Annotated in this window: 15 protein-coding genes; 11 read left to right on the top strand and 4 right to left on the bottom strand. The window is 70.0% G+C overall.

Annotation, left to right across the window (positions count from 1 at the left end; translation table 11 throughout):
- The first annotated feature begins 13 nt into the window (after positions 1-13).
- Positions 14-1,225 carry a PP2C family protein-serine/threonine phosphatase gene (locus tag SGLAU_RS25345; RefSeq protein ID WP_043504780.1) on the top strand — a complete coding sequence of 404 codons (1,212 nt, stop codon included), beginning with the start codon at positions 14-16 and terminating at the stop codon, positions 1,223-1,225.
- A 4-nt stretch (positions 1,226-1,229) separates the two neighbouring features.
- On the opposite strand, the gene SGLAU_RS25350 is transcribed toward SGLAU_RS25345, so the two are convergent.
- The 3 genes from SGLAU_RS25350 to SGLAU_RS33930 all read right to left on the bottom strand — a co-directional run bounded on the left by SGLAU_RS25350 (position 1,230) and on the right by SGLAU_RS33930 (position 3,728).
- Positions 1,230-1,739, bottom strand: coding sequence for a MarR family winged helix-turn-helix transcriptional regulator (locus SGLAU_RS25350; RefSeq protein ID WP_043507008.1), 510 nt, complete (start codon positions 1,737-1,739; stop codon positions 1,230-1,232).
- 197 nt (positions 1,740-1,936) lie between these two features.
- Positions 1,937-3,466 (bottom strand): helix-turn-helix domain-containing protein, encoded by a 1,530-nt coding sequence (locus SGLAU_RS25355; RefSeq protein ID WP_043504781.1) that lies wholly within the window; start codon positions 3,464-3,466, stop codon positions 1,937-1,939.
- Between the two features lie 64 nt (positions 3,467-3,530).
- The gene (locus SGLAU_RS33930; RefSeq protein ID WP_078957890.1) at positions 3,531-3,728 is read right to left on the bottom strand and encodes a DUF4236 domain-containing protein; all 198 of its coding nucleotides are present in this window, start codon (positions 3,726-3,728) and stop codon (positions 3,531-3,533) included.
- 484 nt (positions 3,729-4,212) lie between these two features.
- Between SGLAU_RS33930 and SGLAU_RS25360 the strand changes: the two genes are divergently transcribed.
- The gene (locus SGLAU_RS25360) at positions 4,213-7,047 is read left to right on the top strand and encodes an aconitate hydratase (RefSeq protein WP_043504783.1); all 2,835 of its coding nucleotides are present in this window, start codon (positions 4,213-4,215) and stop codon (positions 7,045-7,047) included.
- A gap of 285 nt (positions 7,048-7,332) precedes the next feature.
- On the opposite strand, the gene SGLAU_RS25365 is transcribed toward SGLAU_RS25360, so the two are convergent.
- Positions 7,333-11,133: a GH92 family glycosyl hydrolase gene (locus SGLAU_RS25365; protein ID WP_078957891.1), complete on the bottom strand. Its 3,801-nt coding sequence runs from the start codon at positions 11,131-11,133 to the stop codon at positions 7,333-7,335.
- A gap of 367 nt (positions 11,134-11,500) precedes the next feature.
- On the opposite strand from SGLAU_RS25365, the gene ngcE reads away from it, so the two are divergent.
- From ngcE to SGLAU_RS25410, 9 genes are all read left to right on the top strand, one after another.
- The gene (ngcE, locus tag SGLAU_RS25370) at positions 11,501-12,982 is read left to right on the top strand and encodes an N-acetylglucosamine/diacetylchitobiose ABC transporter substrate-binding protein (RefSeq protein WP_043504784.1); all 1,482 of its coding nucleotides are present in this window, start codon (positions 11,501-11,503) and stop codon (positions 12,980-12,982) included.
- A 175-nt stretch (positions 12,983-13,157) separates the two neighbouring features.
- Positions 13,158-14,087 (top strand): carbohydrate ABC transporter permease, encoded by a 930-nt coding sequence (locus tag SGLAU_RS25375; protein ID WP_043504785.1) that lies wholly within the window; start codon positions 13,158-13,160, stop codon positions 14,085-14,087.
- A 14-nt stretch (positions 14,088-14,101) separates the two neighbouring features.
- On the top strand, positions 14,102-15,025 hold the full coding sequence (locus tag SGLAU_RS25380; protein WP_043504786.1) for a carbohydrate ABC transporter permease: 924 nt from the start codon (positions 14,102-14,104) through the stop codon (positions 15,023-15,025).
- Between the two features lie 182 nt (positions 15,026-15,207).
- Positions 15,208-16,419: an ROK family transcriptional regulator gene (locus tag SGLAU_RS25385; RefSeq protein WP_043507011.1), complete on the top strand. Its 1,212-nt coding sequence runs from the start codon at positions 15,208-15,210 to the stop codon at positions 16,417-16,419.
- Positions 16,420-16,552: 133 nt separating this feature from the next.
- Entirely contained in the window at positions 16,553-17,653 is a 1,101-nt protein-coding gene (locus tag SGLAU_RS25390; protein WP_043504787.1) for a sugar ABC transporter substrate-binding protein, read from the top strand.
- A 203-nt stretch (positions 17,654-17,856) separates the two neighbouring features.
- Complete coding sequence (locus SGLAU_RS25395) at positions 17,857-18,648, top strand: ATP-binding cassette domain-containing protein (RefSeq protein ID WP_043504788.1); 792 nt, start codon at positions 17,857-17,859, stop codon at positions 18,646-18,648.
- Complete coding sequence (locus tag SGLAU_RS25400) at positions 18,645-19,943, top strand: sugar ABC transporter permease (RefSeq protein ID WP_043504789.1); 1,299 nt, start codon at positions 18,645-18,647, stop codon at positions 19,941-19,943. Before SGLAU_RS25395 ends, SGLAU_RS25400 begins: the two co-directional genes overlap by 4 nt.
- Before the next feature lie 124 nt (positions 19,944-20,067).
- Complete coding sequence (gene dxs, locus SGLAU_RS25405; RefSeq protein ID WP_043504790.1) at positions 20,068-21,990, top strand: 1-deoxy-D-xylulose-5-phosphate synthase; 1,923 nt, start codon at positions 20,068-20,070, stop codon at positions 21,988-21,990.
- A gap of 149 nt (positions 21,991-22,139) precedes the next feature.
- Positions 22,140-23,663, top strand: coding sequence for an amino acid permease (locus SGLAU_RS25410; RefSeq protein ID WP_043504792.1), 1,524 nt, complete (start codon positions 22,140-22,142; stop codon positions 23,661-23,663).
- Positions 23,664-23,753: the final 90 nt, after the last annotated feature.

Raw genomic sequence — 23,753 nt, forward strand, 5'->3', positions numbered from 1 at the left:
ACAAGAGGAGAGGGTGGACGCCGTGAACGCCACAGAACCGGTCCCGTCGGCGGAGAGCCGGCTGCGGGCGGCCCCGCCTCACGCACTGGTCGCCACCGCGGCCCGGCTGCTCGCCGAGCGGGCCGGAGCCCGGGACGTCACCCTCCTCCTCGCCGACTACGGCCTGACCGTCCTCCAGCCCGTCACCCACCTCCCGCACACCGGCGACCCGGTCCCCGCCCGCGACAGCCCGGCCGGCACCGCCTTCACCGCGCAGTCCCCGGTCGTCGAGGTCACCACCGACCCGGCGACCGACGTGGTCCACCTGCCCCTCACCGTCCGCGGCGACCGCCTCGGGGTCCTCTCCGTCCGCCTCCCGTCGGACCGGATCGAGCCGTCGCTCGTCCTCCAGCTCGGCGAGTTCGCCACCGCCCTCGGGCACGAGGTCGCCACCGCCGGCCGGGACACCGACCTCTACCTCCAGGCCCGCCGCACCCGGCGCCTCACCCTCGCCGCCGAGATGCAGTGGCAGCTGCTGCCGGGCCGCGGCTGCGCCCGCGCCGAATTCGTGATCGCAGCGCACCTGGAACCCGCCTACGCCATCGGCGGCGACAACTTCGACTGGTCCACTTCCGCCGACGACCTCACCCTCACCGTCACCGACGGCATGGGCCAGGGCATCGACGCCTCCCTGCTCACCAGCCTCGCCGTCGGCGCCCTGCGCAACGCGCGCCGGGCCGGCGTCTCCCTGGCCGACCAGGCCTGCCTCGCCGACCAGGCGCTCTTCGCCCACTACGGCGGCAGGGCGTACGCCTCCACCCTCCTGCTCCGCTTCGACCTGGACACCGGCCGGGTGCACGCCGTGGACGCGGGTTCCCCGCAACTGTTCCGCCTGCGCGGCACCACGGTCGAACGGATCGGCCTGGAGGCGCAGTTGCCGCTGGGCATGTTCGAGGAGACGCCCTACGAGGAGCAGGTCTTCCACGTCGAACCGGGCGACCGGCTGATCGCGGTCAGCACCGGCGTCCACGGCACCCGTTCGGCGGCCGGCGACGTCTTCGGCGAACGGGCCCTGCGGCAGGTCCTCGGCGCCACCCGCGGCACACCCCCGCACGAGACGGCGCACGCCGTCGTCGCCGGGCTGATCGAGCACTTCGGCGGCAGGGACCTCACGGCGGACGCCGCGGTGGTGTGCCTGGACTGGACCGGCCGGGCGGCCGGTTCCGGGACGGCCGCCCGGGCCTGACGGTTCAACCGCCCCCGGGGGCCTGCCCGGCCGCCGGTGACGAGGCGTCCCGCGCGGCCAGGAAGGCCCGCATGCCGCGCCGGAACGCGTCCCGGTCGACGGGCTCCATGGCCGCCAGCGCGGCGGCGAGCGCCTGTGCCCGCCGTCCGGCGACGTCCTGGAGCACCCGCCGCCCGTGCACGGTCAGACTGAGCCGCACCTCGCGCCGCCTGTGCGGGTGCAGCGTCCGCTCCAGCAGCCCGGCGGCCTCCAGCCGGTCGCACAGCCGGCTGGCGGTGGGCAGTCCTATGTCGAGCTGCTCCGCCAGACCGGTGAGGTTCAGGTCGGGCGTTCCCTCCAGGACCCGCAGTGCCCGCAACTGGTGCAGGGACAGCCGCAACGCCGCCTCCTGAGCCGCCATCGCCCAGAGGTTGGCCAGGCTCTCCACGGCATCGGCGACCTCCAGCGCGACGGCCTCCGGGTCGTCACCGGTTCCCTTCGCACGGTCGCCGCCGGGGCCGCCGAGACGGGTCACGAACACATCACTTTCAGTAAACTCCGGGCACGTCGGCTGTCACCCTCATTCAATCGCTGTACCCGAAGAGACGGGAGGCAACCAGCCCGGCCGAAGAGACCCCGGACGACGGCGCGGTGCCGTCGTCGAGGACGCCGCAGGACCCCTCCCCGGACCCCCACGAGGGCGGGCCGGAAGGGGCCCCGCGACCCGGGCCGTCAGATGTCCCGGAAGATCTCGATCTGCGCGCCGATCGAGTTCAGCCGCTCGGCGAGGTCTTCGTAACCCCGGTTGATGACGTACACGTTGCGCAGCACGGACGTGCCCTCGGCCGCCATCATCGCGAGCAGGACGACCACCGCGGGCCGCAGGGCCGGCGGGCACATCATCTCGGCGGCGCGCCAGCGGGTCGGACCCTCGACCAGGACCCGGTGCGGGTCGAGGAGTTGGAGACGCCCGCCGAGGCGGTTGAGGTCGGTCAGGTAGATGGCGCGGTTGTCGTAGACCCAGTCGTGGATCAGCGTCTTGCCCTGCGCGGTGGCCGCGATGGCCGCGAAGAACGGGACGTTGTCGATGTTCAGGCCGGGGAACGGCATGGGGTGGATCTTGTCGATGGGCGCCTCCAGCTTGGAGGGGCGCACGGTCAGGTCCACCAGGCGGGTACGGCCGTTGTCGGCGGAGTACTCCGGCGTGCGGTCGTGATCGAGGCCCATCTCCTCCAGGACCGCCAGCTCGATCTCCAGGAACTCGATGGGCACGCGGCGCACCGTCAGTTCGGACTCCGTGACCACCGCGGCGGCGACCAGGCTCATCGCCTCGACCGGGTCCTCGGAGGGGGAGTAGTCGACGTCCACGTCGATCCGCGGCATGCCGTGCACGGTGAGCGTGGTGGTGCCGATGCCCTCCACCTTCACGCCCAGCGCCTCCAGGAAGAAGCACAGGTCCTGGACCATGTAGTTGGAGGAGGCGTTGCGGATGACCGTGACGCCGTCGTGCCGGGCGGCGGCGAGCAGCGCGTTCTCGGTCACGGTGTCGCCGCGCTCGGTCAGCACGATCGGGCGGTCGGGGCTCACGCCCCGGTCGACCACGGCGTGGTACTGCCCCTCGGTGGCGGCGATGTCCAGGCCGAACCGGCGCAGCGCGATCATGTGCGGCTCGATGGTCCGGGTGCCGAGGTCGCAGCCGCCGGCGTAGGGCAGCTTGAAGCGGTCCATGCGGTGCAGCAGCGGGCCGAGGAACATGATGATCGAGCGGGTGCGGCGGGCGGCCTCCGCGTCGATGGAGTCCAGGTCGAGGTCGGCCGGCGGGACGATCTCCAGGTCGACGCCGTTGTTGATCCAGCGGGTGCGCACGCCGATGGAGTGCAGCACCTCCAGCAGGCGGTACACCTCCTCGATGCGGGCGACCCGGCGCAGCACCGTGCGCCCCTGGTTGAGCAGCGAGGCGCACAGCAGGGCCACGCACGCGTTCTTGCTGGTCTTCACATCGATGGCGCCGGACAGCCGGCGGCCGCCCACCACCCTGAGGTGCATCGGGCCCGCGTAGCCCAGGGAGACGATTTCGCTGTCCAGGGCTTCACCGATCCGGGCGATCATCTCAAGGCTGATGTTCTGGTTGCCGCGCTCGATGCGATTGACGGCGCTCTGGGAGGTGGCGAGCGCCTCGGCAAGCTGCGACTGGGTCCAGCCACGGTGCTGCCGGGCGTCACGGATGAGCTTGCCGATGCGTACGAGGTAGTCGTCTGCCATGAGGTTGAGGCTATCTCAGATATGAGATGGCGCCTCTCGGGGGGTCCGTTCGGGTGAGGGACCGTCAATCACGCCTGGTGGTACGCGTGCGGCGCCACCCGAAGGGACCGGGGAGGTCCATCGACGTCGTGTGGCGTCCGGTGCTGCTGTGGGTGTGGCGCGGGCCGTTGCGGCCACCCGTGGTGATGGACCAGGAGCGGCGGTTGATGTTCAGCCGCACCCCGGGGAATATGCGGAAACTCTTACGGAATGTCAGGGGCATCCGTACCTCCGGTCGGAGTCGTGGGTAGCTGCCCTACGGCTACCCCGGCTCGGCGCGCTGATGGCTGCGCGCGACCGGCTCGTCGGACGTGACCGACATCACCGGCCCGGCGAAGCGCACCGGACGGCGGACCCCGCGCTGCCCCGTCCCCGCGGAGCGGGCCGGACGTTCCGCGGGGGACGCCGATGTGCCGCGCGCGGGGCCCGGTGCGGTCCACGGGTGCGCGGGAGAAGGGGGGCGGGTCCGCCGGAGCGGGCGAGCCGGACCGTGCTGCTCGCGGGCGGGGACGCGCGCACGCCGAACCTGGGCATGACCATCCGGCGCCCATGTACTAGAGTTATCTCGACATCGAGATAACTGCCGAGGCGCACCGCAGCCACCACAGCAGTAAGGGTTACCTAACTTAGCCTTACCTCAGCGGATCGGCCAAGCCGGCGTGGCGGCAGGATGCGGTGGTACGCGCACATCAATGAAGGAGACTGTCGTGTCGGCGAACAGCTTCGACGCCCGCAGCACGCTGCAGGTGGGCGACGAGTCGTACGAGATCTTCCGGCTTGACAAGGTCGAGGGCTCCGCCCGGCTGCCTTACAGCCTGAAGGTCCTGCTGGAGAACCTGCTCCGCACCGAGGACGGCGCGAACATCACCGCCGACCACATCCGCGCCCTCGGCAACTGGGACTCCCAGGCCCAGCCGTCGCAGGAGATCCAGTTCACGCCGGCCCGCGTGATCATGCAGGACTTCACCGGCGTGCCCTGTGTCGTCGACCTCGCCACCATGCGCGAGGCCGTCAAGGAGCTGGGCGGCGACCCGGCGAAGATCAACCCGCTGGCCCCGGCCGAGCTGGTCATCGACCACTCGGTCATCGCCGACAAGTTCGGCACCCACGAGGCCTTCGCGCAGAACGTCGAGCTGGAGTACGGCCGCAACAAGGAGCGCTACCAGTTCCTGCGCTGGGGCCAGACCGCCTTCGACGAGTTCAAGGTCGTCCCGCCCGGCACCGGCATCGTCCACCAGGTGAACATCGAGCACCTGGCCCGCACCGTCATGGTCCGCGGCGGCCAGGCGTACCCCGACACCCTGGTCGGCACCGACTCGCACACCACCATGGTCAACGGTCTCGGCGTCCTCGGCTGGGGCGTCGGCGGCATCGAGGCCGAGGCCGCGATGCTCGGCCAGCCGGTCTCCATGCTCATCCCGCGCGTCGTCGGCTTCAAGCTGACCGGCGAACTGCCCACCGGCACCACCGCCACCGACCTCGTCCTCACCATCACCGAGATGCTGCGCAAGCACGGTGTGGTCGGCAAGTTCGTCGAGTTCTACGGCGAGGGCGTCGCCGCCACCTCCCTCGCGAACCGCGCCACCATCGGCAACATGTCGCCCGAGTTCGGCTCCACCGCCGCGATCTTCCCGATCGACGACGAGACCCTGAACTACCTCAAGCTCACCGGCCGCTCCGAGCAGCAGGTCGCGCTCGTCGAGGCGTACGCCAAGGAGCAGGGCCTGTGGCTGGACCCGGCCGCCGAGCCGGACTTCTCCGAGAAGCTGGAGCTCGACCTCTCCACGGTCGTCCCGTCCATCGCCGGCCCGAAGCGCCCGCAGGACCGCATCGTCCTCGCCGAGGCCGCCCAGCAGTTCGCCAAGGACGTCCTCAACTACGTCGAGGCCGGTGTCACCGGCGGTGACGACCGCAAGCCGGGCGTCCCGCAGCAGGGGCAGCCGCACGGCGTGCAGTCCCCGGTGGACGAGGCGTCCGCCGAGTCCTTCCCGGCCTCCGACGCCCCGGCCTACGGCAGCCAGGAGAACGGCGCGGGCGCCCCGCAGCACGCCGAGGGCACCGGCGCGGCCGTCCCGTCGAACCCGGTCACCGTGACCGCCCCCGACGGCAGCACCTACGAGCTCGACCACGGCGCCGTCACCGTCGCCGCGATCACCTCCTGCACCAACACCTCCAACCCGTACGTCATGGTCGCCGCCGCCCTGGTGGCCAAGAAGGCGGTCGAGAAGGGCCTGACCCGCAAGCCGTGGGTCAAGACCACCCTCGCCCCGGGTTCCAAGGTCGTGACGGACTACTTCGACAAGGCCGGTCTGACCCCGTACCTCGACAAGGTCGGCTTCAACCTCGTCGGCTACGGCTGCACCACCTGCATCGGCAACTCCGGCCCGCTGCCGGAGGAGGTCTCCAAGGCCGTCAACGACCACGACCTCGCCGTCACCTCGGTCCTCTCCGGCAACCGGAACTTCGAGGGCCGGATCAACCCCGACGTCAAGATGAACTACCTGGCGTCCCCGCCGCTGGTCGTCGCCTACGCCATCGCGGGCTCCATGAAGGTGGACATCACCAAGGACGCCCTGGGCACCGACCAGGACGGCAACCCGGTCTACCTGAAGGACATCTGGCCCACCGAGGCCGAGGTCAACGACGTCGTCGCCAACGCCATCGGCGAGGACATGTTCTCCAAGTCCTACCAGGACGTCTTCGCGGGCGACGCCCAGTGGCAGTCGCTCCCGGTCCCGACCGGCAACACCTTCGAGTGGGACCCGCAGTCCACCTACGTCCGCAAGCCCCCGTACTTCGAGGGCATGGAGATGGAGCCGGCCCCGGTCCAGGACATCACCGGCGCCCGCGTCCTCGCCAAGCTGGGCGACTCGGTCACCACCGACCACATCTCCCCGGCCGGCGCCATCAAGGCCGACACCCCGGCCGGCAAGTACCTCACCGAGCACGGTGTGGAGCGTCGTGACTTCAACTCCTACGGCTCCCGCCGAGGCAACCACGAGGTCATGATCCGCGGCACGTTCGCCAACATCCGCCTGCGCAACCAGATCGCGCCGGGCACCGAGGGCGGCTACACCCGCGACTTCACGCAGGAGGGCGGCCCGGTCTCCTTCATCTACGACGCCTCCCGCAACTACATCGAGCAGGGCATCCCGCTCGTCGTCCTCGCGGGCAAGGAGTACGGCTCCGGCTCGTCCCGCGACTGGGCGGCCAAGGGCACCGCGCTGCTCGGCGTCAAGGCCGTCATCGCCGAGTCTTACGAGCGCATCCACCGCTCGAACCTCATCGGCATGGGCGTGCTGCCCCTGCAGTTCCCGGAGGGCCAGTCCGCCGAGTCCCTCGGACTGACCGGCGAGGAGACCTTCTCCATCTCCGGCGTCACCGAGCTGAACGAGGGCACCACGCCGCGCACGGTGAAGGTCACCACCGACACCGGTGTCGAGTTCGACGCGGTCGTCCGCATCGACACCCCCGGTGAGGCGGACTACTACCGCAACGGCGGCATCATGCAGTACGTGCTGCGCAGCCTGATCCGCAAGTAACCCCTGCGATGAGGGCCCGAGGGCCGCACCCCCGCGACGGGGTGCGGCCCCGCGTTGTGTGCGAGACCCGTTTACACTGGGGTCACCGGGGCGATACCTTCCCGTCCGAGGTGGTGTGGGAGCGCTCCCAGCACGGCGGACCGGAACCCGCCCGCGGAGCGCCCCCACCCACCCGCCGGGTCCGTGCCGAGCGTCCTGCTCACGAGGCGGCGGCCGGCCGTCCGCTCGCCCGCACCCGGGGGGCCGCCGCCGCGCGCACCCGCGCACGGCGGCGGTGACGTCACCTCACGCCAGCAACTCCACCTCGGCCAGGGCCGACTCACCGTCCAGCACCAGGCGGTAGTGGGCGTACGCGTGCCGTGCCGGCAGGGAGAAGGCCCGGGTCTGGCGGTCCCAGCGGAACGACTCGCCGTGGCGTTCGTCCAGGGTCCGCCAGCGCGTGCCGTCCGCCGAGCCCTGGAGGGTCCAGCCGGTGGGCGCCCGGGTGTGGTCCGCGGGGGAGGTGAGGGTGTACCGCACCGCGTTCGTGCGCCCGTCCACCGGCAGGTCCACGGCGGTCACGGTCGCCTCCGTCGCCGAGGTGTCGTCGAAGAGCGGGCCGCCGGGCCGCAGGGCGTCCGCGCGCGGGACCGGGACCTCGTCGTCGCGGGTGATCGACACGGGCGCCGCGTGCCTGCCGGTGCCCCACGCCGACGGCCTCGGGCCCATGTCGAACTCCAGGACGCCGCCCCGCGCGAGGAGCCGGTGCGGGAGCGAGGTCGAGTGCCAGCGCCGGCCGTCGAGCCGCACGCCCTGGACGTAGACGTTCCGCGCGCTGTTCTCCGGGGCCCTGACCACCAGGTCCCGGCCGTTCTCCAGGTGGACGGTCGCCTCGGTGAACAGCGGTGAGCCGATGGCGTACTCGCCGCTTCCCATGACCAGCGGGTAGAAGCCGAGGGCGGAGAACAGGTACCAGGCGGACTGCTCGCCGTTGTCCTCGTCGCCGTGGTAGCCCTGGCCGATCTCGCTGCCCACGTACAGCCGGGACAGCACCTCGCGGACCTTCTCCTGTGCCTTCCACGGCTGCCCGGCCGCGTCGTACATGTAGAGGGCGTGGTGGGCGACCTGGTTGGAGTGGCCGTACATGCCCATCCGGACGTCCCGCGCCTCGGTCATCTCGTGGATGATCCCGCCGTACGAGCCGGCGAACTGCGGTGCGGCGGTCTCCGGGGTGGCGAAGTACTCGTCGAGCTTCTCCGCGAGGCCCCGTCTGCCGCCGTACAGGTTGGCGAGGCCCCGGCTGTCCTGCGGGGCGGTGAAGGCGTACCCCCAGCCGTTGGTCTCGGTGTAGTCGTGGCCCCAGACCCGCGGGTCGTACGACTCGGAGGGCACCCGCCAGGCGCCCTTCGCGTCCTTGCCCTGGAAGAAACCGGCCCGCGCGTCGAAGAGGTGGACGTAGCCGCGGGCGCGGTCGAGGAAGTACTCCGACTCCTCCCGGTAGCGGCGCTCGCCGGTCTTCCGGTACAGCGCCCGGCCCATCCGCGCGATGCCGTAGTCGTTGAGGTAGCCCTCCAGCGCCCAGGACAGCCCCTCGTGGGTGTCGGTGCTGGTGTAGCCGAGGAAGGGAGAGGTGGCCATGCCCTTGCGGCCGACGCCCGGGGCGGGCGGCACCACCGTCGCGTTCTTCACGGCCGCGTCGTACGCCGCCTCCGCGTCGAAGTCCACGCCCTTGACGTAGGCGTCGGCGAAGGCCACGTCCGAGGAGGTGCCGGTCATCAGGTCGGCGTAGCCGGGGGAGGACCAGCGGGAGGTCCAGCCGCCGTCCTTGTAGTGCTGTACGAACCCGTCGGCCAGTTCGCCCGCCCGGGACGGGGTGAGCAGGGAGTACGCGGGCCAGGTGGTCCGGTAGGTGTCCCAGAAGCCGTTGTTGACGTACACCTTGCCCTCGACGATCTTCGCGCCGGTGCGGGTGGGGGTGTCGGGGCCCGGCATGGGGGAGAAGGGGGAGGCGTACTTGTACGTCGAACCCACCTTCTCGTGACCGGAGTTGGGGTACAGGTAGAGCCGGTAGAGGCTGGAGTACAGCGTGGTCAGCTGGTCCGGGGTGGCGCCCTCGACCTCCACCTTGCCGAGCAGCCGGTCCCACTGGCGCTGGGCGCGCGCCCTCACCTCCTCGAAGGACGTGCCGTCCGGGATCTCCTGGCGCAGGTTGTCCTTCGCCTGGTCGACGCTGATCAGTGAGGTGGCCAGGCGCAGGGTGACCGTGCGGTCGGTGCCCGCGTCGAAGCGCAGCCAGCCCTTGACGCCGCCGGCCGCGCCGTCCGTCACCGGCTTGTCGAAGACGCCGTGGAAGAAGAGGCGGGTCGCGCCGGTCGACAGGCCGGACTTGACGTCCGAGTAGCCGGTGACGGTTCCGGCGGCCGGGTCGAGGGTGAGCCCCGCCTGGTCCGTCACGTTGTCGAAGAGCACGCTCGCGTCGTCGCCGGGGTAGGTGAAGCGCAGCACCGCCGCGTGGTCGGCCGGGGTCATCTCGGCCTTCAGGCCGTTCTCGAAGCGGACCCCGTAGTAGTGCGGGAGGGCCGTCTCGTTCTCGTGCCGGAAGGGCAGCGCGCGGGCCGCGCGCCCGGTGTCGGGGGTGCCGGAGGCCGCGGACGGCATCAGCTGGAAGGTCTGCCGGTCGCCCATCCACGGGCTCGGCTCGTGACTGGCGCTGAACGCCTGGAGGGTGGGCAGGTTGTCGGCGTTGTTGGCGCGTGCGTAGTCGTACAGCCAGCTCAGCGAGCCCGCGTTGGTGACCGGTGTCCAGAAGTTGAAGCCGTGCGGCACGGCGGTCGCGGGAAAGTTGTTGCCGCGGGAGAAGCCACCGCTGGAGTGGGTGCCGCGGGTGGTGACCGCGTAGTCGGACAGATGGGCCCTGGGCGGCTCGGGGGCGGCCGGCTCCAGCGTCACGTCGTCCACCCAGCCGCGGAACCGCGCCGGTCCCTTCGGCGCGTCGTACGCCACCAGGATCCGGTCGACGGTCTTCCCCGCCGCCACCGGACCGATCCGCGCGGCCACGTGGTTCCACTGGTTGACGTAGAGCACCTTGGCCGCGCCCTGGCCGCGCGGTGAGAGCGGGAAGCCGTGCTGGTCGGTGGCGCCCAGGTCGCTGAGGTAGGTGCCGTCGGTGAAGGCCAGGTCGACGGCGGCATGGGTGGCGGCGTAGTCGAGGTCGCCGTCGGCCATCGACGGGAAGATCCGGTACGACAGCCGGGTGTCGCGGGTGACGGCCACGTCGACGTCGAAGACCTTGTTGTACGCGTAGCCCCGTCCCTCCGCGGTGTGCCGGCCGGCGTACCGCAGCGCGCGCCGGCCGGTGAAGCCGGCGCCCGCCTTCGCGGTGGGGGAGCCGCCGGGGCCGCGGTCGACGAGGGAGAGCATGTCCTCGGGGACGGGGCCGGTGCCGCCGCCCGTGGAGAACCGGACATCGGCGAGCTGGAGCAGACCGGCGCCGTGGTTCCTGGTGACGTCGAGCCGGAAGTGCCGGAACTCGGCGGGTGCGGCGAGGTCGTACGTCCTGGTCTGGAAGCGCTCGGTGAAGGACTCGCCGGTACGGGTGTCGAGGGTCTTCCAGTCCTTGCCGTCCGCGGAGCCCTGGAGGGTCCAGTCCGCGGGGTCGCGTCCGGCGGCGTCGTTCGCGGAGGTGAGCGCGTACGTCACCAGCCGCACCGGCTCGTCCAGCTCGAACTCGGCCCAGCCGGTGGGTGCGAAGACCAGCCACTTGGTGGTCGGCTCGCCGTCGGCCAGGTTCTCCTTCACCTCGCCGGCGCCGCTGTTCTCCCCGCTGGCCCGCACCTCGGTGACCCGGTCGGTGACCTCCCCCGGGATGCCGCTGCGGTAGCCGCCGTCCACGCCCGAGACGCGCCGCCCGCCGTCGGGCGCGGTCTCCGCGGTGCTCAGCCAGTCCGGTGCGGGATCGTCCGCCTCGAAGGAGGAGGCGAACTCCCGGCCGGCCGGCTCCGGTGCGCCGGGCAGGGCCGTCGCCGCACCCGGCGAGCTCACGGCCAGAGCGAAGGCGGCCGCCGAGACGACCGCCGTATTCCATCGTGGGCGATATCCGTGTCGCATAACCGAGACCCTCCCCGCGCCGCCGGACAACGTTGTCACCTTCGCGTCGCAAGGCTCAGTTGTGACTCAAGTGGTGAGTGCTGTCAAGGGTGTTGACTCCACCATTCCGGCAAGGTGGCCTGATTTCCTACGGCGGGTACGGCGCCGGCGCACCGATATTTCCGCGAGGTCTCAACTCGGAAAAGACGGACCGCCAACCTTGCATTCGATCTTGCCCCCTTGGCGGGAAGTGGACTATACCTGTCGGCGATTCACCTGAACCGCACATCCTGGTACGACTCCTTGCACGACCCTGCTTGACCCCACCGCGGTGCCGGGGAGGATCCGGTTCACCGCCTGAGTCCTGGAAGAAGGCGAGGACTTGAGCATGGGATCCACTTCCGCCGAGAACGGCGCCGGGAAAAGCACCGACGACGCGGCCGCGCGGCACGGGGCCGGCGGTGTCGGCCGGCGCGCGCTGATCAAGCGGTCCGCCGCGCTCGGGCTGGCCTCCGTACCCGCCATGGGCTTGCTGTCCGCCTGTGCCAGCGGCGGCGGTGGCGACGAGTCGAACGACGACACCCGGGGCGAGACGTCCAAGGACAACCCCTTCGGCGTCAAGAAGGGCACCAAGCTCGACGTCGTCATCTTCAAGGGCGGCTACGGCGACGACTACGCCAAGGCATGGGAGGCCGCCTTCCGGAAGAAGTGGGGCGTGACCTCCACCCACACCGGCACCCAGGAGATCACCGGCAAGCTCCAGCCCCGCTTCAACGCCGGCAACCCGCCGGACATCGTGGACAACTCCGGCGCCCAGAAGATCAAGATCGACGTTCTCTACCGCAACGGCCAGCTCCTCGACCTGGCAGAGGTGCTGGACGCGCCGAGCGTCGACGACCCCTCGAAGAAGGTCCGCGACACCGTCATCCCCGGCACCCTCGACCCGGGCCTGCAGGAGGGCAAGGTCGTCGCCCTCAACTACATCTACACGGTGTGGGGCCTGTGGTACTCCGGCAAGCTCTTCGAGGAGAAGGGCTGGGAGGTGCCCAAGACGTGGGCCGATTTCCTCGCCATCTGCAAGGACGCCAAGTCCCAGGGCATCGGCGGCCTCGCCCACCAGGGCAAGTACCCGTACTACATCAACGTCGCCATCATGGACCTGATCGCCAAGAAGGGCGGCCTGGACGCCATGAAGGCGATCGACAACCTCGACCCCAAGGCGTTCGCCGGCTCCGACGCGGCGCAGGCGGCCGTCGAGGCCGTCTACGAGGTCGTCGAGAAGGGCTATCTGATGCCCGGCACCAACGGCCTGGACCACACCGAGTCGCAGACCCGCTGGAACCAGTACAAGGCCGCCTTCATCACCTCCGGCTCGTGGCTGGAGAACGAGCAGCTCAAGCAGACACCGCCGGACTTCGACATGAAGTTCCTGCCGATGCCGCTGCTCGAGGGCAGCGAGATGCCGTTCGAGGCGATCCGGGCCGGCTCCGGCGAACCCTTCATCATCCCGGCCAAGGCGAGGAACCTGCCCGCGGCCAAGGAGTTCATGCGGATGATGCTCTCCCGGGAGTGGTCGACGCTGTTCGCCAAGGAGGCGAACTCGCTGACCATCCTGAAGGACGGCGTGGACCCGAGTGTGCAGTTGCGACCGGGGACCCAGTCCACGGTGGAGGCGTCGAAGGCGGCCGGCGACAACACCTTCCGGTTCCTGTACACCGAGTGGTACAGCGAGATGGACACCGCCATCCAGAACGCCTCCAACGAGCTGATGGCCCGCCGCATCCAGCCCAAGGAGTGGCTGAAGCGCGCGCAGGCGGCCGTGGACAAGGCGGCGAAGGATCCGGCGTCGAAGAAGAACCGTCGGGACTAGGGGGTGTCTCGCCGGTCGGTCCTGACGCCGGCCGCCCGGCTCGATCGACGAGACGCCCCCCTGGCCGTTTTCCGGGACGCGCCGTCGGGGTGCGGTGTGCTGCGGGGCGCGGGCCCGTCCGGGTCCGCCGCGCAGCCCCCGCGCCCCCGGGGCGGGGACAGCAGGGGCAGGTCGTATGCGTAAGGGGCAATACCGGTTCGTCGCGGGGTTTCTTCTCGTCCCCGTGGCGCTTTACCTGATCTTCGTCATCTGGCCGTACATCCAGACGTTCGGCTATTCGCTGACCGACTGGAAGGGCCAGTCGCAGACCTTCAGTTTCGTCGGCCTGGACAACTATGAGGCGCTGTTCCGGGACGACATCTTCATGGGGGCCATCTGGCACAACATCCTGTTCCTGGTGTTCATCCCGGTGATCACCATTCTGCTGGCCCTGTTCTTCGCGTTCATGCTGAACGCGGGCGGCCGGGGCCGGGCCGGCGGGGTGTCCGGGGTGGCCGGCTCCAAGTTCTACCGGGTCGTCTACTTCTTCCCGCAGGTCCTGTCGCTGGCGATCCTCGCCGTGCTGTTCCGCGCGGTGTACCGCAGCGACGGCGGCGGCATGCTCAACGGCGCGCTGGTCAAGCTCGGCCTGGTCGACGCCGACCGGCCGGTGGAGTGGCTGAACGAACCCGACTTCGTGCTGTGGGCCCTGATCGTGGTGGTCGTCTGGCACGGCGTCGGCTTCTACCTGGTGCTCTTCTCCGCCGCCATGCAGTCCATCCCGAAGGACATCTACGAGGCCGCGCTCATCGACGGAGCGAGCCGCGGCCAGTCCTTCTTCCGCATCACCCTGCCGCTGCTGTGGGACTCCGTGCAGACGGCCTGGGTCTACCTCGGCATCGCCGCGATGGACATGTTCATCCTCGTCTCGACGATGACCTCCGGCGAGTTCGGCGGCGGTCCCGACCACCACAGCGAGGTCATGGCGACCGTGATGATGCGGAACTTCCTCTACTACGGCAAGAGCGGCTACGCCTGCGCCATGGGCGTGATCATGCTGCTCCTCACCCTGATCCTGTCCGTGGTCATGCTGCGCGCCACCCGCCGCGAGCGCATCGAGTTCTGAGCGGGAGAGATGACATGAGCGCACCCCTGAAGGAAACCGCGCCGCCCCCCGCCGGGCGGACCTCGGCGAAGGCCCCGGCGAAGGCGGGCGAGCGGCGCGGTGAGGGCGTCACCCTGAACGCCTTCTCGCACGGCTTCCTCGCCCTGTGGGCCCTGATGATCGTCCTGCCGCTGCTGTGGCTGGTGCTCAGCTCCTTCAAGACCGACGCCCAGATCGCCGGCTCGGCCTTCGGCTGGCCGGAGAACTGGACGTTCGACGTCTTCAGCCGGGCCTGGGAGAAGGGCATCGGCGACTACTTCCTCAACACCGTCGTCGTGCTCGTCTTCTCGGTGCCGCTGACGATGCTGTTCGGCTCGATGGCCGCCTACGTCCTGGCCCGCTACCCGTTCCCGGGCAACCGCTTCCTCTACTACTTCTTCGTCGCGGGCGCGATGTTCCCCGTGTTCCTGGCCCTCGTCCCGCTGTTCTTCATGGTCAAACGGCTGGACATGCTGAACACCTACCAGGGCCTGATCCTGGTGTACGTCGCCTACTCGATGCCGTTCACGGTCTTCTTCATGCACGCCTTCTTCCGCACGCTGCCGACGGCGGTGTTCGAGGCGGCGATCCTGGACGGGGCCTCGCACACCCGCACCTTCTTCCAGGTCATGCTGCCGATGGCGAAGCCGGGCCTGATCAGCGTGGGGATCTTCAACACGCTCGGCCAGTGGAACCAGTTCATCCTGCCCACCGTGCTGATGCAGCCGCAGAGCGGTGACGACCCCGAACGCTATGTGCTCACCCAGGGGCTGATCCAGCTCCAGCAGCAGCAGGGGTACGCCTCCGACCTGCCCGTGCTGTTCGCGGGCGTGACGATCGCGATGATCCCGATGCTGGTGGTCTACCTGTCCTTCCAGCGCCAGGTGCAGGCCGGACTGACCTCGGCGACCCTGAAGTAGCGCTCCGCGAGCGCCCGGACGCGCGCCGTCCCCGTCACCGGGACGGCGCGCGCCTGTGTGTGCCTGCTCCCGGAAACTGTTCAACCTCTTGACGGGAGGTGCCCCGGACAGCTCAGCTTAGAGTTCACTAGTTGGACATGGACGGGGCCTCATCGATGCGGTCCCGCGCGCAGGAGGTCGTCGTGGAGACTCCGGGGTCGCAGTCGTCGCTGCACCGAGCCAACCTGGAGCGGGTCGTACGTGCCGTGCGGCTGGCGGGATCCCTCACCCAGGCGGAGATCGCGAGGACCACGGGCCTGTCCGCGGCGACCGTCTCGAACATCGTCCGGGAGTTGAAGGAGGGCGGGACCGTCGAGGTCACGCCCACCTCGGCGGGCGGCCGGCGGGCGCGCAGCGTCAGTCTGAGCGGGGACGCCGGCATCGTGATCGGCGTGGACTTCGGCCACACCCATCTGCGGGTGGCGGTCGGCAACCTCGCCCATCAGGTGCTGGCCGAGGAGTCCGAGCCGCTGGACGTGGACGCCTCCGCCGCGCAGGGCTTCGACCGGGCGGAAGAGCTGGTCAACCGGCTGATCGCAGCGACCGGGGTGGACCGTACGAAGATCGCCGGGGTGGGCCTCGGCGTGCCCGGGCCGATCGACGTGGAGTCCGGTCAGCTCGGCTCGACCGCCATCCTGCCGGGCTGGACCGGCGCACGGCCGGCCGAGGAACTGCGGGGGCGGCTCGGCGTGCCCGTGCACGTGGACAACGACGCCAACCTGGGCGCCCTCGGCGAGCTGGTCTGGGGCAGCGGCAAGGGCGTGCGGGACCTGGCGTACATCAAGGTGTCCAGCGGTGTCGGCGCGGGCCTGGTGATCGACGGGAAGATCTACCGGGGACCGGGCGGCACAGCGGGGGAAATCGGACATATTACACTTGATGAATCCGGCCCCGTCTGCCGTTGCGGTAACCGGGGCTGCCTGGAGACCTTCGCCGCCGCGCGCTATGTGCTGCCGCTGCTCCAGTCCAGCCACGGCACGGATCTGACCATGGAGGGCGTCGTCCGGCTGGCGCGGGACGGAGACCCGGGCTGCCGTCGGGTGATCGCCGACGTCGGCCGTCACATCGGCAGTGGAGTCGCCAACCTCTGCAACCTCTTGAATCCGAGCCGGGTCGTCCTCGGCGGTGATCTCGCCGAGGCGGGGGAGCTGGTGCTCGGGCCGATCAGGGAGTCCGTCGGCCGCTACGCCATCCCCAGCGCGGCGCGTCAACTCTCCGTTCTCCCAGGGGCACTTGGGGGTCGTGCGGAGGTGCTCGGGGCGCTCGCCCTCGCGCTCAGCGAGATGGGTGACTCGACCCTTTTGGACGGAAGCGTGTCCGGCGCCCTTCCGGCGGCTACCCCTGCCTTCACTTAGAGAACGGATGGCACCGTTGCCAACCCGTTAAGGATTTACTTCTTGACGCCGCACGTGTGGCCGAGTTGACTTCCAGCCACCTCGGCCGCAACGACGCGGCCTCGTCAGGGAGGTTTCTGAAGTGAACACGCGTATGCGTCGTGCCGCCGTGGCCATCGCCGCGGGAGCGATGGCCGTCTCTCTCGCCGCCTGTGGCAGCGCGGAGGAGGCCGGCGGCGAGAAGGAACCCACTGGTTCCGCCGCCGCCAAGGGCGATGACATCAAGATCGGTCTGCTCCTGCCGGAGAACCAGACCGCCCGCTACGAGAAGTTCGACCGGCCCCTGATCGAGAAGAAGATCAAGGAGCTGACGAACAACAAGGCGACCATCGAGTACAACAACGCCAAGCAGGACGCCAACCTGCAGGCCCAGCAGGTCGACACGATGATCACCAACAAGGTGGACGTGCTGATCCTGGACGCGGTGGACGCCAAGGCGATCAAGAACTCCGTGCAGAAGGCCGTGGACAACGGCATCAAGGTCGTCGCCTACGACCGCCTCGCCGAGGGCCCGATCAGCGCCTACACGTCCTTCGACAACGTCCAGGTCGGCAAGACCCAGGGCGAGGCGCTGCTCAAGGAGCTGGGCGACAAGGCCAAGGACGGCCAGATCGTCATGATGAACGGCTCCGTCACCGACCCGAACGCCAAGCAGTTCAAGGAGGGCGCGCACTCCGTCCTCGACGGCAAGGTGAAGATCGGCAAGGAGTACGACACCAAGGAGTGGAAGCCCGAGAACGCCAACGCCAACATGGAGGCGGCCATCTCGGCACTCGGCAAGAACAACATCGTCGGCGTCTACTCCGCCAACGACGGCATGGCCGGCGGCATCATCACCGCCCTGAAGGCCGCCGGCATCAAGGCCCCGGTCACCGGCCAGGACGCCGAACTGGCCGCCGTGCAGCGCATCGTCGCCGGTGAGCAGTTCATGAGCGTCTACAAGCCGTACGCGCCCGAGGCCGAGGCCGCCGCGCAGATGGCCGTCGCGCTCGCCAAGGGCGAGGACCTGAGCTCCATCGCCAAGGACAAGGTGTCCAGCGAGAGCGCCAAGGACGTCCCGTCGGTCCTGGTCGACGTCACCTCGCTGACCCAGGAGAACATCAGCGACACCGTCATCAAGGACGGCGTCTACACCGCCGACGAGATCTGCACGGCCAAGTACAAGGCCGCTTGCGCCAAGCTCGGCATCAAGTAGTCGACGGCCCCGTCCCCTCGCAGGCACGGGAGCAGGCACCCGCCGCTCCCGTCCGGGACGGCCGTTCCCGAGGCTCCGCCGGCGCCTCGCTTGTCAAAGCCCCGCAAGCTCGTGCGGGGCGCCGGTCGGAACACCGCCGGGGCTCGGTCCCCGCACCCCCCAAACTTCTGCACAACCTCCCGCCGGGTCAGGCGGCGAAGGAGATGGTTCACGTGTCCGCTACGCCCGTGCTGGCGTTGCGCGGGGTCTCCAAGCGGTTCGGTGCCGTCCAGGCGCTCACCGACGTAGAGCTCGAGATCCACGCCGGTGAAGTGGTCGCCCTGGTCGGCGACAACGGTGCCGGAAAGTCCACGCTGGTCAAGACGATCGCCGGCGTGCACCCCATCGATGAGGGCGTCATCGAATGGGAGGGCAAGCCGGTAACGATCAACAAGCCGCACGACGCCCAGGCCCTGGGCATCGCGACGGTCTACCAGGACCTCGCGCTGTGCGACAACATCGACGTGGTCGGCAACCTCTTCCTCGGCCGTGAGCTGAGGAAGTGGGGCGTGCTCGACGAGGTCGAGATGGAGCGCCGCGCCCGCGAACTGCTCACGACCCTGTCCATCCGCATCCCCAGCGTGCGGATCCCGATCGCCTCCCTCTCCGGCGGTCAGCGCCAGACCGTGGCCATCGCCCGCTCGATGCTGGGCGAGCCCAAGCTGGTCATCCTCGACGAGCCCACCGCCGCCCTCGGCGTGGAGCAGACCGCCCAGGTGCTCGACCTGGTCGAGCGGCTGCGGGAGCGCGGCCACGCCGTCATCCTGATCAGCCACAACATGGCCGACGTCAAGGCCGTCGCCGACAAGGTGGCGGTGCTGCGACTCGGCCGCAACAACGGCGTCTTCGAGGTCAAGACGACCTCGCAGGAGGAGATCATCTCCGCCATCACCGGCGCCACCGACAACGCCGTGACCCGCCGTGCGGCACGCACCAACGGGGAGGTTTCCAAGTGAGCACCGAAAAGACCTCCACCGCGGTCACGAAGGACGAGCACGTCGTGGAGAACCCGGAGGCCGCCGCCGCGGCCGTCACCGCGGTGGACCCCCGCCTCCTCGTCCGCGAGGAAGGCCTGCTGGGCTACTGGACCGAGTTCAAGCGCAAGATGCGCGCCGGTGAGCTGGGATCCCTCCCGGTCATCATCGGCCTGGTGATCATCTGCGTGGTCTTCCAGAGCCTGAACTCGGCGTTCCTGTCCGCGCAGAACATCAGCGACATCACCGTCACGATGGTCGGCACCGGCATGATCTCCGTCGGCATCGTCTTCGTGCTGCTGCTCGGCGAGATCGACCTGTCCGTCGGCTCGGTCAGCGGCGCCTCCAGCGCCATCGCGGCCGTCCTCGCGGTGAACCAGGGCTGGCCGGAGTGGGCCGCGGTGCTCTTCGCGATCGCCGCCGGTGCCGCCATCGGCGCCGCGCACGGCTTCTTCTTCGCGGTGCTGGGCGCCCCCGCCTTCGCGGTCACGCTGGCCGGTCTGCTCTTCTGGCTGGGCTTCATGCTCCAGACGCTGGGCGAGAACGGCACGATCAACCTCGACAGCGACGGCTTCATCGGCAAGCTCACCACGTACTTCTTCACGGACGTCGCCGCCGCGTACGGCCTGGCCGCCGTGGTGACCGCGGTCTTCTTCATCAGCTCCTTCCTGGGCAACCGGCGGCGCGACGCCGCGGGCATCCCGTCCCGGCCGCTGAACGAGACGATCCTGCGCACCGCCCTGCTCGCCGTGATCTCCTTCGCCGCGGCGTTCATGTACAACCAGTACAAGGGCCTGCCGCTGGCCACGGTGATCTTCCTGGTGTTCCTGGTCGCCACGGACTTCGTGCTGCGGCGCACCACCTACGGCCGCAAGGTCTTCGCCCTCGGCGGCAGCGTCGAGGCTTCCCGGCGCGCCGGCATCAACGTCACCGCGGTGCGGATCTCGGTCTTCGCGATCTCCGGCGGTTTCGCGGCGATCGGCGGCCTCTTCCTGGCCTCCAAGATCGCCTCGGCCAACCAGAGCGCCGGTACCGGTGACCTGCTGATGAACGCCATCGCGGCGGCGGTGATCGGCGGTACCTCGCTGTTCGGCGGCCGGGGCCGCACCTGGAACGCCCTGCTGGGTGTCCTGGTGATCGTCTCCATCCAGTACGGCCTCCAGCTGGAGTCCATCGCCGAGCCGGTGAAGTACATGATCACCGCGGGTGTGCTGCTCACCACGGTCGTGATCGACTCGATCACCCGGAAGACGCAGAAGACGGCGGGCCGCGCCTAGCCCCCGCCCTCACCGGAACCTGTGCCCGGCGCCAATGGCGGTGCCGGGCACAGTCGTGCCGGGGGGAACATTAGACTCGACGAGCCCGGCAACAGCTCAACAGCTCTACTGCAAGGAGGCACGGGTGCCGCTGCTGACCCGCATCAGGGGACCGCGCGATCTGGACCGGCTCAGCCTGGAGGAGCTGGACCAGCTGGCCGGGGAGATCCGGACCTTCCTCGTCGACGCGGTCTCCAAGACCGGCGGCCACCTCGGCCCGAACCTCGGCGTGGTGGAGCTGACCATCGCCCTGCACCGTGTCTTCGAATCACCGAAGGACAAGGTGCTGTGGGACACCGGTCACCAGTCCTATGTGCACAAGCTGCTCACCGGCCGGCAGGACTTCTCGAAGCTGAAGATGAAGGGCGGCCTGTCCGGCTACCCCTCGCAGGCCGAGTCCGAGCACGACGTCATCGAGAACAGCCACGCCTCCACGGTGCTCGGCTGGGCCGACGGCCTGGCCAAGGCGAACCAGCTGCTCCAGCGCGACGACCACGTCGTCGCCGTGATCGGCGACGGCGCGCTCACCGGCGGCATGGCCTGGGAGGCGCTGAACAACATCGCCGAGGCCAAGGACCGCCCGCTGGTCATCGTCGTCAACGACAACGAGCGCTCCTACGCCCCGACCATCGGCGGCCTCGCCAACCACCTCGCCACGCTGCGCACCACCGACGGCTACGAGCGCTTCCTGGCCCGCACCAAGGAGATCCTCGACCGCACCCCGGTCGTGGGCAGACCGCTGTACGAGACCCTGCACGGGGCCAAGAAGGGCCTGAAGGACTTCATCGCGCCGCAGGGCATGTTCGAGGACCTGGGCCTGAAGTACGTCGGCCCGATCGACGGCCACGACATCGAGGCGCTGGAGTCCGCGCTGGCCCGCGCCAAGCGCTTCGGCGGACCGGTCATCGTCCACTGCCTCACCGAGAAGGGCCGCGGCTACCAGCCGGCCCTCCAGGACGAGGCGGACCGCTTCCACGCCGTCGGCAAGATCCACCCCGACACGGGCCTGCCCATCGCCTCCTCCGGCGCCGACTGGACCTCCGTCTTCGGCGACGAGATGGTCAAGCTCGGCGAGGAGCGCGAGGACATCGTCGCCATCACGGCGGCCATGCTCCAGCCGGTCGGCCTGGACAGGTTCGCCAAGCGCTTCCCGGAGCGGGTCTACGACGTCGGCATCGCCGAGCAGCACGGCGCCGTCTCCGCCGCGGGCCTGGCCACCGGCGGGCTGCACCCGGTCTTCGCGGTGTACGCCACCTTCCTCAACCGCGCCTTCGACCAGGTGCTCATGGACGTGGCCCTGCATAAGTGCGGGGTGACGTTCGTGCTGGACCGGGCCGGTATCACCGGTACCGACGGCGCCTCCCACAACGGCATGTGGGACATGTCGATCCTCCAGGTCGTCCCCGGCCTGCGGCTCGCCGCCCCGCGCGACGCCGACCAGGTCCGCGCCCAGCTGCGCGAGGCCGTCCAGGTCGACGACGCGCCGACGGTGGTGCGCTTCTCCAAGGGCGCCGTCGGCCCGGCCGTACCGGCGGTGGGCCGGGTCGGCGGGATGGACGTGCTGCGCGAGCCCGGCACCGACCGCCCCGACGTGCTGCTGGTCTCCGTGGGAGCGCTCGCGCCGATGTGCCTGGAGGTCGCGGCCCTGCTGGACCGGCAGGGCATCTCCACCACCGTCGTCGACCCGCGCTGGGTCAAGCCCGTCGACGAGGCCCTGGCCCCGCTCGCCGAGCGGCACCGGGTGGTCGTCACCGTCGAGGACAACAGCCGGGTCGGCGGTGTCGGCTCCGCGATCTCCCAGGCCCTGCGGGACGCGGGCGTGGACGTGCCGCTGCGCGACTTCGGCATCCCGCCGCGCTTCCTCGACCACGCCTCGCGCGCCGAGGTGATGGCGGAGATCGGCCTGACCGCGCCGGACATCGCCCGCCAGGTCACCGGCCTGGTGTCCAAGCTGGACGGGAAGTACGAGCGTGCCGCGGCCGACGAGATCGAGGCCGCCCGCGACTGACCCGCCGTACCGCCGCACCGCCGATGGGCCGGTTCCGCCACTGCCAGAAGTGGTGAAACCGGCCCATCGGCGTGAAACTGCCCGCGTCGGGGCTTACGCACAACGCCCCCTCTCGATCATCAGGACGACGAGCGTGGGAGGTACGCCCGATGAGCAGCACCCTCTTCCGGACCAAGAAGGTCGAGCAGTCCATCCTCGATACCGAGGAGCCCGAGCACGCCCTCAAGAAGTCCCTCTCGGCCCTCGACCTGACGGTCTTCGGCGTCGGTGTCATCATCGGCACCGGCATCTTCGTGCTGACCGGCACCGTCGCCAAGAACAACGCGGGGCCCGCGGTGGCCCTGGCGTTCGTCGCGGCCGGGGTCGCCTGCGCGCTCGCCGCGCTCTGCTACGCCGAGTTCGCCTCCACGGTCCCGGTCGCCGGGTCCGCGTACACGTTCTCCTACGCCTCGCTCGGCGAACTGCCCGCCTGGACCATCGGCTGGGACCTCGTCCTGGAGTTCGCGCTGGGCACGGCGGTGGTGGCCGTCGGCTGGTCGGGCTACATCCAGTCGCTGCTGGACAACGCCGGCTGGAACATGCCCGCGGCGCTCGGCAGCCGGGAGGGCGCCGACGGCTTCGGCTTCGACATCCTCGCCGCGGTGCTGGTGCTCGCGCTGACGGTGATCCTCGTCATCGGCATGAAGCTGTCCGCGCGCGTCACCCAGGTCGTCGTCGCGGTCAAGGTGACGGTCGTCCTCGTCGTGATCATCGCGGGCGCCTTCCTCATCAAGGGATCCAACTACGACCCGTTCGTCCCGAAGGCCCAGGAGGTCCCGGCCGGCGACAGCCTCCAGTCGCCGCTCATCCAGCTCATGTTCGGCTGGGCCCCCTCGAACTTCGGCGTGATGGGCATCTTCACCGCCGCGTCCGTCGTCTTCTTCGCCTTCATCGGCTTCGACGTCGTCGCCACCGCCGCGGAGGAGACCCGCAACCCGCAGCGCGACATGCCGCGCGGCATCCTCGGGTCGCTGCTGATCTGCACCACGCTGTACGTCCTCGTCTCGATCGTCGTCACCGGTATGCAGCACTACAGCGAACTGTCCGTCGACGCCCCCCTCGCCGACGCCTTCAAGGCCACCGGGCACCCCTGGTACGCGGGCTTCATCAGCTTCGGCGCCGCCGTCGGCCTCACCACCGTCTGCATGATCCTGCTGCTGGGCCAGACCCGGGTGTTCTTCGCGATGAGCCGCGACGGACTGCTGCCGCGGTTCTTCTCCCGCGTCCACCCCAGGTTCCGCACCCCGCACCGCCCGACCATCCTGCTCGGCGTGATCATCGCCGTCCTCGCGGGCTTCACCCCGCTCACGGAACTGGCCGCGCTGGTCAACATCGGCACCCTGTTCGCCTTCGTGGTGGTGGCCATCGGTGTGATCATCCTCCGCCGCACCCGCCCCGACCTGCCCCGGTCCTTCCGCACCCCCTGGGTGCCGGTCATCCCGATCCTGTCCGTGGGCGCCTCGCTGTGGCTGATGCTCAACCTGCCCGCCGAGACCTGGATCCGGTTCGGCATCTGGATGGCGGCCGGCTTCGTCGTGTACTTCCTCTACGGCCGCTCCCACAGCCGCCTCGGCCGGCACCAGGAGACCACGGTGGACGACGTCGTCGAAGGCCACCCGCACCCGGACCGGTAGCCGCCGGCGCCGGCTACGGCACGCCGTCGGCCCGCCCGCTGTCCGGCCCCGTATGTCCTGCTCCGGCGGGATGTGCGGGGCCGGATAGCG

The sequence above is a fragment of the Streptomyces glaucescens genome (genome assembly GCF_000761215.1).
Classification (GTDB): Bacteria; Actinomycetota; Actinomycetes; order Streptomycetales; family Streptomycetaceae; genus Streptomyces; species Streptomyces glaucescens_B.